10 protein-coding genes are annotated in these 12,744 nt (G+C 48.6%); 1 reads left to right on the top strand and 9 read right to left on the bottom strand.

What is annotated here, in order from left to right; genetic code table 11:
• Positions 1-150: 150 nt before the first annotated feature.
• Positions 151-1,041: a diguanylate cyclase domain-containing protein gene (locus DFP97_RS11055; protein WP_147275044.1), complete on the top strand. Its 891-nt coding sequence runs from the start codon at positions 151-153 to the stop codon at positions 1,039-1,041.
• A 181-nt stretch (positions 1,042-1,222) separates the two neighbouring features.
• On the opposite strand, the gene DFP97_RS11050 is transcribed toward DFP97_RS11055, so the two are convergent.
• The 9 genes from DFP97_RS11050 to DFP97_RS11010 all read right to left on the bottom strand — a co-directional run bounded on the left by DFP97_RS11050 (position 1,223) and on the right by DFP97_RS11010 (position 12,739).
• Positions 1,223-1,900, bottom strand: coding sequence for a class I SAM-dependent methyltransferase (locus tag DFP97_RS11050; protein WP_114380043.1), 678 nt, complete (start codon positions 1,898-1,900; stop codon positions 1,223-1,225).
• A 404-nt stretch (positions 1,901-2,304) separates the two neighbouring features.
• Positions 2,305-3,822: a glycoside hydrolase family 43 protein gene (locus DFP97_RS11045; RefSeq protein WP_114380042.1), complete on the bottom strand. Its 1,518-nt coding sequence runs from the start codon at positions 3,820-3,822 to the stop codon at positions 2,305-2,307.
• 82 nt (positions 3,823-3,904) lie between these two features.
• Positions 3,905-5,206 (bottom strand): endo-1,4-beta-xylanase, encoded by a 1,302-nt coding sequence (locus DFP97_RS11040; RefSeq protein ID WP_245976111.1) that lies wholly within the window; start codon positions 5,204-5,206, stop codon positions 3,905-3,907.
• A 108-nt stretch (positions 5,207-5,314) separates the two neighbouring features.
• The gene (locus DFP97_RS11035; protein ID WP_114380041.1) at positions 5,315-6,262 is read right to left on the bottom strand and encodes a carbohydrate ABC transporter permease; all 948 of its coding nucleotides are present in this window, start codon (positions 6,260-6,262) and stop codon (positions 5,315-5,317) included.
• Between the two features lie 19 nt (positions 6,263-6,281).
• Entirely contained in the window at positions 6,282-7,196 is a 915-nt protein-coding gene (locus tag DFP97_RS11030) for a carbohydrate ABC transporter permease (protein ID WP_114380040.1), read from the bottom strand.
• A complete protein-coding gene (locus DFP97_RS11025; protein ID WP_114380039.1) occupies positions 7,193-9,751 on the bottom strand; it encodes a DUF5696 domain-containing protein in 2,559 nt (852 codons plus the stop codon). The genes DFP97_RS11030 and DFP97_RS11025 overlap by 4 nt, the downstream gene beginning before the upstream one ends.
• Before the next feature lie 16 nt (positions 9,752-9,767).
• Entirely contained in the window at positions 9,768-10,394 is a 627-nt protein-coding gene (locus DFP97_RS11020; protein ID WP_114380038.1) for a YIP1 family protein, read from the bottom strand.
• Positions 10,387-11,853, bottom strand: coding sequence for a hypothetical protein (locus DFP97_RS11015; protein WP_114380037.1), 1,467 nt, complete (start codon positions 11,851-11,853; stop codon positions 10,387-10,389). Before DFP97_RS11015 ends, DFP97_RS11020 begins: the two co-directional genes overlap by 8 nt.
• 16 nt (positions 11,854-11,869) lie before the next feature.
• Positions 11,870-12,739: a carbohydrate ABC transporter permease gene (locus DFP97_RS11010; RefSeq protein ID WP_114380205.1), complete on the bottom strand. Its 870-nt coding sequence runs from the start codon at positions 12,737-12,739 to the stop codon at positions 11,870-11,872.
• Positions 12,740-12,744: the final 5 nt, after the last annotated feature.

Below are 12,744 nucleotides of genomic sequence, written 5' to 3'. Positions count from 1 at the left end.
TGGGGCTTTTTAAAATATTTTTATCAAGTTTCTCATACCATCACTGGTTAGAGCTAGTTTTCTAATAAAGTATTGACTTTCCTGTAGGGGAAAGGTTTATGGTTAATATAAGCAATTCCGGCCGGAGTTCTTTATGAAAGGGTGTCATCTTTGAAAATAGGCGAGTTCGCCCTACTGAATAACGTTACTGCTAAAATTCTGCGGCACTATGACGAGATTGGGCTGCTTAAACCATCGGCAATTGATCCTGAGACTAGTTATCGTTCCTATGAACCGGAGCAATCTCATCTTTTAAACTGGATTATCATCCTGAAAAATCTTGAATTTTCCCTCACGGAGATAAAAGAAATATTAAGCGGCCCCGTTGAGGGCAACAAAATCGTTCATCAACTGATCCGCAAGCGCATCGAGATCACTTCCGTACTTAATGAACAAATCCAAAAGAAAATCGCAATTGATCGGCTCATCACAATAATCGAGAAGGAAGGTTTTGATATGGATAAGAACATTGATTTATTAAATATTGAACAAACGCATGCGCATGAGATCAAAAAGAACATCCCCAATATGGAGATGTTTCTTGATACAGCGGCTAACATCTCTGCTTTGTGTTCGGGAGACGATACCGTCTCCGTCTTTCGCTTTGACATCAGCCATTTCAAGCAGGTCAATGACGACTTTGGCTTCGATGTCGGAGATCGTGTCATTGTCGCTTGTTATCAGATGATTGAATCAAATGTCAGAGTATACTTAAGTCACGCAGCTATTGGCCGCGCCCATGGCGATGAATTCGTGGTATTTGCCAAAGCGGATAAGGAAGCGATCATTCAAGTCGCTCAGTCCATTATCGATGATATAAAAAAATATGATTTTTTAAGCATAGGCTGTCCGAAACAAATGGGATGCTATATTGGCGGGTTAATCGGTCATGTCAAAAATATAACGGAAATTCGGAATCTAATCGAATCTTCCATAGAAGCCATTAACTATGCAAGAAAAAAAGGCCCGAACTCCATCACCATTGAAGCCTACAATTTATAGAAGCCGGCCGGTACTGGGACTGTCTCAAAAGGTCATTAATTGACCTGAGAGACAGCCCCATCGGCAATGCCTTATATTGGATACCGGCAGCAGAAAAATCTGATGCACAAACTCCTGTTCGTTATCTGGGATCAATCGCACGTTATCCGCTAGCTTGATGTTGGAATTCATTCCTTCGTACTTAAGGTTTCATTGCCTTCCATATGTATTTATGTTCTCTTATACCAAGTCTTCCTCCAATAATATTTTCTTCCATCTTTGCTTGAAGCTCTTTTCTAAATTCGGGTAACGTGTAATCAGGATTCCCTGGTACGTCTGACAGAAATTTAGCAAACTCCATCTCGTTCGGAAAATATGAAATTGCTTCATTAAACTCCTCAATTTCTATATCTATAAATCCATTTTTAAACAAACGTTCTCTTGCGGAATCTATGCTCGTATGAATTCCAAAAATAATACCCCCGGAAGTTAATAAACTGCTGTGATTTATGATGGAAGTTGGCCCTCTGCGGTCATAAATCAAGTCAAATTCTTCATCATGGAAAGGCATCTGTGACTTTGTAGTAGCATACACAAAATTTACATTATGGATGTTGCTAGAATTTAATAATGTCTGTGCAATATTAATGAGTTCGACAGAATTATCAAATCCGATTATTCGATTAGTATATTTAGACATCCTTAGCGTAAATTCACCGTGACCACATCCTGCATCCATAACCGATTTAAAATCTGGTAACATGTTAATTAAGCGGTCCTCAAAAATATCTTCAGCAGATTTACCCTCAACAGTAAATACAGCCCTACTTTTATACCCTCCATTTCTTCGAGCTATCATATCGTACCATTCGACTCCCATACTTTACCTCCTGTAATGTAACCAATTTGCAGCCTTCAATTTTCACATCCCTGCGGCTTCTCGCCATGAAGGAGATGCCACTCTCCGGTTATTTACGTTCATCTCCTGCCAAGCCATGTGGTTATATACGTCAATAAGTCTTATATGTTTGTACATAATTAAACAATTCGGGATTCAATTCCTTCATGATCGAGCGCTGAAGCTGCAAAAAGATTTACGAGAGTCTATTATCTCGCATCAATAAAGGCTTCTCCCCCATAACGCGGGGGAAAAGCCTTTGTTGTTCATCATCGCTTAAAAAAAATAATAATTCATTTACTTACTTTGCCGATGGTGAAATTACTGAAATAAGCCTCGATCCAAGTAGAAGTTAAGTTTCCCGAATTATATTTGATGTTAAAATCCTACTCGACCGCTTTGTAATCAAACCAGTCAAAATGAGCCGGCGATTCGGATTTGACGCCGTTACCCGTCGCATATAAGGCGATAAGCACGCCCGTGAACCCGCCTGCTACTTCCGTCGCGAGCAGAGAGGTCTCTCCGCGCCCGAACCAGAACGGCGCTCCGTTGCCGTCGGAGAACCCGAAGGTATATTGATCCCTATTTGCTCTCACGTGCAGCAAAAGCGAATCGGAAGACCAAGGCGCTTCATTCTCGATCTTCTGCAAGCTGCCAATTCTTCTTCGGAAGATGATCTTCCGCTCGCCCGCGATGCGCATCAACGCAAGCTCGTAATGGAAGCGTTCGTTCATGTACACGGCGATGCCCGCTTCTTCGCCGTCCCGTAAAGGCGCAAACGTCATATGCGCGGACACGTCGCAATCAAAATGCTGCTGCCTTCTCGCGACGAACGCAGGAGCGCCGATTTCATTCAAGCTCGTCTCGTTGCCGTGCAGCGTCAGGCAGCTCTCCTTCTCGCTAAGCGACCAACGCTCCGGATCAGATATTCGCATCATATTCCAGTACGGGGCGAGAGTCGGACCTGCGAAGTCATCCTTGGCTGGAGGCGCCTCAACCGGCTGCAGCGGAAGAATGCCTGCCGGCATCGTCTCGCTTACGGTCCCGTTATCGCCAATGATCGGCCAGCCGTCTTCCGTCCATGTGACGGGTGCAAGGAACGTCTCTCTGCCAAGGTGGTGGCGATTCGGATAGCCGTGTGGCCGGATGCCCAGAAATACGGCCCACCAATCTCCTTCTGGCGTTTGGACGATGTCTGCGTGTCCTGTCGCATGAATGGATTTAGATTGGCTGCGATGGGTCAAGATCGGATTGTGCGGGCAGCTCTCGAACGGCCCGTTTGGTCTCTCGCTCCTTGCCACCGTTTCCATATGGCCATACTCGGTGCCGCCTTCGGCGATCATTAGATAGTACCACTCGCCGATCCGATAAATATGCGGAGCCTCCGGGTATTGGCCGCCGGTTCCCGTCCACAGGAAGGTCACGTCGGAGTTCCTTTTCCCGGTCTTTAAGTCGATTCGGCTCTGATAAATGCCGGGGCCATCGGCGCCATGAGCAGCCGATGTGAAATAGACCGTCCCGTCCTCATCGAAGAATAGGTCGGGATCGATGCCGGGATGATCGACGAATACGGGGTTCGACCATTCCCCGCGCGGATCGTTCGTATGAACGATGAAGTTGCCTCCGGCCGTGACGTTCGTGGTCACCATATAAAACGTTCCCTTATGCTCGCGGATCGTCGGCGCGAATATGCCGCCGGAGCTTGGCGCTCGGCTTAGATCGAGCTGATCGGGCCGGGTCAGGACATGGCCAAGCTGCGTCCAATTCACGAGATCCTTGCTGTGAAAGAGCGGAACGCCCGGAAAATATTCGAAAGAGCTTGTTACCAGATAATAATCCTCTCCGGCCCGGCAAACGCTCGGGTCCGGGTGGAATCCGCTAATAACCGGATTTTTATAATTCATGCAAGGACACTCTCCTCAATGACAAATAATTGATTAGACAAGCTTCTCATAGCGGAAGTAACTGTAATCGACCAGATTCTCCTTACTTTACCAACTTTGACGAATCGACGACCGCCCAGAAAGCCGGCTTCGCATGCAGCTGCTTGTCGAACAGGAGCGGCGCCTCGGTGCGCTTCATCGGGAACGAGCTTAGCCAGGTATGGTCATCCGCGATTCCCCAGAATACGACGCCGCTGAGAATGTCTTTGTTCGCCTTGAACGCCTCGAACAGCTCGCGATACCGATCTGCTTGCTTCTTCAGCACATTATCCGGAATATCCGCACCGAAATCACTGCGATCGTTCCATGCATAGATGCTCATATCGAGCTCGGTGACCAGATTGTCAAGGCCGAGTTCGCTGAATTTCCGCATTGATTCGATGATGGAATCGACCGATGGCCCATGTATGCCGATATGCGTCTGATGCCCGACGCCATCGATCGGCACCCCCTTGTCCAGCATTTCCTTCACCAGTTCATACAACCTGTCACGCTTCGCCGGATTGTCCGTTCCATAATCGTTGATGTACAGCTTAGCGTCCGGTCCGCCCGCTTCGCGCGCGGCGCGGAAGGCCGTCTCGATGTAGTCGGTACCCGTAATCTTGTACCAGTCGCTGGCGCGCATCCCGTCCAGATCGCCCGGTTCGATAACCTCGTTGACCACATCCCATGATTTGATGTCGTCCTTGTAACGGTCGACGATAGTGCGGACATGTGTATCGAGCCGTTCAAGCAGCAATTTCTTGTTCGCTTCGCGCTTCCCCGGTTCCGTCTCATCGACCATCGGTTTGCCTTCGGCATCCTTAAAGAACCAAGCTCCGACCTGGCTATGCCAGACAAGCGTGTGGAAGCGTACTTCCATGCCGCTCTCCTTCGCAAATTCGACGATCCGGTCCGCATTTTCCCAAGTGAAGTTCCTTTCCGTAGGCTGCAGCGAAGCCGGCTTCATCGCATTCTCCGCGACCAGCCAATTCACGTGCTTCTTAAGCAGCTCGGCCTTCAGCCCAGTAGTCTGAAACGGTTCAATGGCCGCTCCGATCGGAAAATAGTCTGCATACGTTTCCGCAAGCGACGGAATATCCGTCTGGACCGACGGCTCCGCAGGCGCTGCCTGGCCGCCGTTTTCGGCTGTTTCTCCCTCCGGGGCCGCAGTCTGTTCAATTGACTCCATAGCCGCTTCCACCTCCATCTCATTCATTTGCTGAGCCGCCGGGCTTTCGCCAGTACCGTCAGCTTCTGTCCCGTTTGGCTCGAACCGGTTCAACAGCAGCACCGTTACGACTATTGCGGTGGCTAACAAGGTTATAAGCAAGGTGTGTCTTCGTTTGATTATTGGGCTGGACAAGCCGGAAACCACCTTCCTATGGTAATTGCTATTCACTCCACAAAACCGGAAACGTCTTGCGGAAACCTCCGGCTCGCGCAAGACGCTTTCTGTACAGCTCGGTAAAGCTTAACCGACGATGCCTGTTCGCTCGATACTTTCGACAAAATAACGCTGAACGAACAAATAAATAATAATGAGCGGTAAAATCGCGAGCAGAATCCCTGTATCCTGCACCATGCTCATATAGAACGGATCCGCTTTTGATGTATCGCCGCCAGCAAGCTGAATCGCCAGATTGTACGGCAATGACGACAATTGCGTAGACATGACTTTACTCGAGGTTAAATACGTCGTCGTAAAGAAGCTGTCGTTCCATTGCCATACAAACGAGAAGAGCGTCGTCGTAATGATGGCCGGCACCGCATTGGGCAGCATGATCCGAGTGAACGTTGTCCCTACCCCGGCGCCGTCGATGTACGCCGCTTCCTCGACCTCTTTGGGAATTCCCCTGAAAAATTGCCGAAAGATAAAAATATACAATCCTGCTTTAAGCGAATTCGCCGTCAGCGACGTGAGAATAAACGGCCAATAGGAGTTGAGCAAATTAACGGGCTTCCCGGCAATCAAAGGAATCAGTCCCATTAAGGTGAAATCCTTCAGATTTAAATAAATCGGAATGAGTATCGTTGTTGGCGGTACGAGTATGGTCAAAATGACACCTGCAAAGAACAAATTGCTTCCTTTAAATTTCAGGCGGGCAAACCCGTAACCGGCGAGCGCGCAGGAAACCGCAGTCAGAATCGTGGTCGTCGCCGACAGCGTAAAGGTATTGAGCAGCGTCTCCCAATAGTCCATGATCCTTATCGCGTTCATGAAATTTTCCAGCGTATAATGCTTGGGAATCCAAACGACGATCGGCGAATAAAGATCCGTTTTGTCCTTAATCGCTGTAGAGATTTTCTGAAGGATCGGGTACAAAATAACGAACGATAATCCTGCGATCAGCGTTAACCGAATGAATGTCCAAAGCCATCGCTTCCAGCTTTCTAACGATAACAACCTGGAAATGGGCATCTCATACACCCTCTTTCTATTATTCGTGGTAAAAGACTTTCCTGGATACAAAATAAGAACTGATCAATAAAATGACGGCAATCGCCAGAAAATAAATCCAGGCCATCGCCGAGCTGAGTCCAAAGTTAAATTTGACAAAGCCCGTATCACGAATCAAGTCCGTCAGCGCATTTCGCGAGAACGAATCAATAATCGTATAGATCATATTGACCAGAATAAGCGGGCTGACCATCGGAAACGTGATTTTCCAGAAGGCTTCATAGCCGGTAGCCCCCTCCATCTTGGACGCTTCGTACAGCTGGGGCGAAATCGTCTGAATGCCGGCAAGAAAAATCAGGATCTGGACGCCGGACTGACTGACGATTTGGTAAATCCGGTCAACCGCCCCCGTCAGATACAACACGATCGTCTCGTTTACACCTGCTTGCAGCATCATTTTGGCCAGTTCAAAGCTTGCAAAAGCATTCATAACGCCGCCGGAGCCCGCATTTTGCTCGTTAACGGCTTGGATCAAGCTGGTGCTCTCAAGGGTCATAATGATCCCGGAGGCCAGGATGACCGGCAGGAAAAAGATGGACCTGGCCACGGATCTGCCAAAAAATTTCTGGTTCAGCAATACCGCGAGGAACAAGCTGAATATGACGATCAGCGGTACGTTTACTACCATATTCACGATCGCTTCCGTCAGCGTCCGGTTAAAGCTGGTGTCGACGGTCAAGGCTTCCAAGTAATTCGTCCAGCCGGCAAACGTGATCGTCAAGCCTTCAGCATTGGCTTTTATAGTGCTAAAGCTGTACCTTAAGGAAGACAGCAATGGAATAAAGAAGAAAAATATAAATCCAAGCAGCCAAGGCAAAACATAGACAAAGCCCCAAAGCGCTTTCTGCTCCGCATACGTCCTTTGCTTCATGCCGAGCTTCGTTAAGGATTTCATGATTGCCCACCACCCGTAATATAGCTCTCGGCTTCGACCGTCCTGCCGCCCGCCGTTACTTTCGAACGGTTATAATTCACAATGACATAAGCGCCATTCTCATAGACCGTTTTGAACACGCCTTCACTCAGCTTCTCATGCCCGGTGATCCGCTCATTCCGGACATTCTTCAGAATCGCGTTCACCTCCTGATAGATCTCGGCGGCCTGATCGATCCAGAGCTCGTAATTGACGGCGTACAGCTCGTTATATTCCGTATCTTTCACCCTATGATTCGGCTCATAGATCCACTCGAAGTAAACGCCAGCTCCGTATTCCAGACATTTGAGCACGTATTGCTTTATATCGGTGGAGGTAGAAAGATTATATGGCGCTCCCGTATAATCGATAAATCCGCGAACAACCATTTGATAGAAAGGAATCTCTTCGTCCTCGATTTTAAATTTGCTGTTCGACATAGGCGCATTTGTAATATCCGTCAGGAAAGGAAGCGCATAGGCATTTCCTCCTTCAGCCATCATCTTGAGGTCCGCTTCACGAATCTTGTTAAGTGCTTGAACGGACATGCCCTCGGACTCTGCCCGATCGATTTGTTTGTTCTCGCGATAGTCGCTGTTCAATTGATCTGCCAAATCCCGCAAAGAGATGCCGCCGGTCTGAAAGCTGCCGAAGTCCTTCAGCATGGCATCCACGAATTTGCCTGCTGCCTTCGGCGATACGACATAGGACGGCAACCGGTCCCGGTCGCGTCGATTGAGCGCCATGTCGAGCGGATAAAGCGTTGCAGGGACTCCTCTTAACGTTCTGGAAGCTTCCTTTGTCTCATTAAACCCTGATCCTGAATGGGCAGTTAGAATCGCAACGTCCGGATAGAATGAAATTCCCTGGTTCTGCGCAAACGATACAAAGTCCCGCAAGCCTTTGCTTCCGCCGATCTTCCGATCGACCGTTATGTTCTCCGGAACCTCGTGATCAAAGCCTTTGTTGAACCAGCCGGAGTACTTGAGCTTAATTTGATGAATATCGCGCTGCTGCATCTGTGTCACAATGCTCTGCGCTTGTTCGAATGTCGTAAGAGGCTCAAGCGCTTGATACGGAATTCCTGCTATATGCTTCTTTTTGGATATGCTGCCGATCAGCTGCAAATAAAAAGGGATATCTTTCTTCTCGTCACCCGTCTTCGGCTGAGGGAGACCGTTGTTCTGCTTCAAATATTGCTGGTAGTACGCCGCCAATCCTTGATAAGATGCATCTTCGCCGTCTAGAAAAGCATAACGGACCGTGAAGTCGGTCTTCATCGGATTTTCTTGAAACTTCGGCAGCGAGCGCTGCTGTCCATTTGCATCCAGGCTTAAATCGCCCTTGTTCAGAACAGAGAAGCTCGGGTAGACGTAGTTATAGCTGTTCAGCCTGCCGCTGATATCGGCATTAATGGTCGCAACGGACTCGCCTTCTTCAATAATGCCGAGAAATGCGCCGCCCTCGCGGATGATTCCGAATACAGGCAGCCTGACCTCTTGCGTTCTAACCGCATTTTCGGTCGTATCCAACGCCTGATCCGTTCCGTATACTTGCTGCTGGTAGGCCGGATAATTCGTTTTGCCGTTGTTGAAATGGATAAGCGCTCCCGACCCGTCCGGGACAAGGATAGAACCCTTCGTCTCCGTATCCCCTGCGCCAAAGAAGCTCAAGAACGAAATCGTATTCACCGGATATTCCGCCGGATAACGGATACCCGAAACCGGAACCTTGGCGACGAGACTATCACCATCCAGGATATATTCAATCGATGCAAGGAAAATCCGCGGCTCCGGCTTCGTCTGATCCAGATTGTTCTCCGCGATATCGGCTACCAGATCCTCCTCCGTATAACCGGCATCCTCGAATGCCTTGAGCGCCCGGTCAAGCTGAAGTCCTTTCAAGGCTCCATCATTTCTTACATAAATTGAATTTTCTTTGTCCTCGGTATATGCGATTTTCAATGCCCGCTGCCCCGTTTTATCCAATTTACTTAGCACCTTTTCTTCAAAACGGGCTTTGCTGATCTTCATGGGCATGTCGTCCATCGTTTTTTCGCTAGTTCCGAACTGATAAGACACCCTTACGCCATTCACAATCTCCTCGAATTTGATCTGCTTATGGACAACGCTGTCCGAATAGGAATTGACCGCATTTAGCTGGCCAAACAAATTATAAAAATCGATTTTCAATTGAGCGGACAATACACCCTTGTTAACCCCGGCGGCTAACGAATCCGAATCGCGTTCAGGAGGATTGCTGTGCCATATCTCGCCGCTTTTCTTATGAATGACCGCAACCGCGCCTGTCTGATCGTCCACAAACAATTGCAATAAATCATTTTCGGCGATCCCTTTCATGCCGGCCACTCGGGTATCCGTGAAGGAAACGCCCAGAGCCTTTCCTTGCGTAAATGCCTCGGCAAGCTGTTCGCTTTCATCCGCCTGATTGGCCGTGCCCCCATCCGAGCAGCCTGCGACGATGATCCCGACCAGTAAACATGCGGTAAGCAGTAAGTATCTTGCAGTTATGCTCATCTCTCCCCCTCCTTCCTTAGTTCCTCATAACCAATTCTTGATAGATAACGGATATGAAGGCGATGATCTGTTGGACCAAGCTGAAGAACAATAAACTGATAAAGGCCATAAAGCCCATGGCGACGACCGTCAGAATGATGATCCCGATCGTCTTGGACGGCGTAAATTGATGCACCGTCATATTACCGACAAATAACAGAAAAACAAACCAGATAACGGCAACGCTATTCGAAAAATAATAAAATGCCGTTTCTTGTATCGAAATAACGTTGCTTAACCAAATCCACGGGAAATTAATAACGACCAGCGGAATTAGGGCAAAGCATGTAGAGGTAAAGATTTCGACAAACTTCCCTTCCCCGTCCATCAGGGTAGTGAGCGACCAATTGGCCACGCACCAGAACAAGACCGGCACGACCACGTACAGGACTTCCATGAAGCTGTTCATCTCGTTCGGATTGAACAGATTAACTAGGAAACCGCTGTATTGGCTGCTTAAAATATTGGTAACGGCAAGCAGGAACAAAACCGCAAATGAAATGATTAAATTGAGCTTCTGACTCCGGTCATATTTCAGGTCCCAGTAGCCGTTAAAGGGATGAACGATGAGATTTAACGGGTATTTAAACAACTCTTTATTCAATAGAAACACCCCTCTTTCTTACCATCGTTCTCCGGTACTTTCTCACCAATAGAGCGCAGGCTGCAAGTACGACGATAACGGTCATGATCGTGGCGAAGTGCTCCCTCATCACTTGCTTCCGGAAGAGCAGGAACGCCTTCGAATAATTCCTCTGATCCATGCTTCGTTTAAAATACTTCATCGCCTCTTCGTAATCGCCTTGCCTAAGAAGCGACTTGCCAATACCGGCATAAGCGAATTCCAGGTTTGCGTTCATGTTGATCGTCTGATTAAATAATTGAAAGGCTTTCTCTTCCTCGCCTCTATAATAGCTTCTAACGGCTTCGTTGAGCGTCCGGCCATACTCCGTCGTTTGGAATACTGTAATCTCGCCGAGCGCCTTATCCAGGACAAGGATATCGTCTCCGACCCGCTCAATCGCCGCCGGCGTATTGAATTCGCCCAATTGGTTGCCTATCCCCCCGAAAACGTACATGAAATGTCCGTCACCGCTGTAGGTGAAAACCCGGCCCCGCTTAGAATCGAGAACGGAATACATCTCGCTGTCCGCGACATCAATATCCACAAGCCTGGAGGGGCCATTTTCGTTCGTATAACGAACATCGCCCTGAGGATTGAAATACCCGGTTCTACGCAAAATATCGTTGCCCTGAGCATTCAGCTTTTTGATATTGTCTCCCCAAAGATCCCCATTGGTTGCATAAATGAACCCTTCATCGTCAATATCCAGGTTCGTAAACTCCGTCGGCGTAAACATGACCATCTGGCTCCGCTGCGCCCGCGTCGACAGCCGCTTCCAGAAGTACTCAACAGGATCGATATAAACGCGGTTAGCGCCGATAAAAGAAGTGAACGCCCCGTCTGCATTAAATTCTATAAAGCCGTCAAATACACCGGTCGCCATCACATAAATCCGCTGCGCCTTGTCCATAACAACCCGAACGGGTTGAAACAGGAAAGTATCCTGCAGCAGCTCGGACTCCGGCGCTTCGACAATCTTTACCAATTTGAAATCCTGGTCGAGATGAACGACGCGATTATGGCCTGTATCGGCAATAAGCACATGCTTCTGTTCCGTTACGAAGAGGCCTTGAGGACTTTGGAATGTGTCCGCTTGCCCGCCCCGATCAAAGGAATCGATCGTGGTAACCGGATTGAATTGCTCATCAAGAATAACAATCCGGTTATTGCCGGAATCCAGCACATAGATTTGTTTGTCCGGCGTGACGTGAAGATCGCTCGGATCCTTGAACGGCCCCACCCCCAGGCCCGGCCCGCTCAACAAGGTCGTCGCCTGATAAGCCGCTGGCGAGGCGACGGTATCTCCCCAGAAGGAGTAATTATAGGAAGCGGCGGCTCCGTCTTCAGCCTGGACAAGCGTTCCGCCCATGCTTACGCCCAGTAAACAACAAAGCGCAATAAGGAGGTGTGCTTTCCCTTTTTGTATGCTTCTAAACATCGTGCACGGCTCCCTTCTAATCCTTCATCCCGGAAGTCGCCATCGTCTGAATGACGCTGCTCTGGGAAATAATAAAGAGCGAAATCGGAACAATCATCAAGATCAGCGCGACTGCCGCTCCAACCCCTGCTCTGGCAATCCCCCCAAGCGTAATCTGCCCCAAAGCATAATGAAGCGTCTTCAGGTTCTCGCTGTAGATAAAGCTGCCTCCATCGGTTCCCCATAGCATCGGAAATTGCAAAATCATGAGCGTCAGCCATGCAGGCTTTACATTGGGCATAACGATACTCCAGTAAATCCGGTACTCGTTAGCTCCGTCAATCTTGGCCGCTTCCAGCAATGCATCCGGTATTTGTTCCATAAATTGCTTCATCAGGAACAAACCTAACGAAAATGCTAATGAAGGCACAATGATAGACGCATGCGCATTAATCCACCCCAGCCAGGACATTACCATATAGTTGGGGATGGCCGTTACATGCGGAGAAAACATCAAGGACAGCACGACGATGGAGAAAAGCGTTTTAGAGCCCATGAATCGATACTTGGCAAGCGGATAAGCCGCTGCGGATGCCAATAAGATATGCCCCGCGGTGCCGACTATCGTAATTAGCAGCGTATTCGCGATATAGCGCGAGAGCGGCACCCACGAATTCCCCATCAAGGCGAGCAGATCATAAAAGTTATCCAATGTCGGATTGTTCACGAAAAACCGCGGCGGGAAAATGAACAATTCGTCAAGCGGCTTAAAGGCATTGTTCACCGCATAAAGTAACGGCAAAGCCATAAATGACCCGAATAAGGCAAGGAGCACGAACAGCAAAAAGCTGACGGTAAAGGAGCGATTAAGCTTTTTGGGCGTTCGAAAGGCCGCCATCATTTTCATGACCA

It is taken from the genome of Paenibacillus prosopidis, from assembly GCF_003337375.1.
GTDB lineage: Bacteria > Bacillota > Bacilli > Paenibacillales > Paenibacillaceae > Pristimantibacillus > Pristimantibacillus prosopidis.
This window is presented reverse-complemented; position numbering and strand designations above follow the sequence as displayed.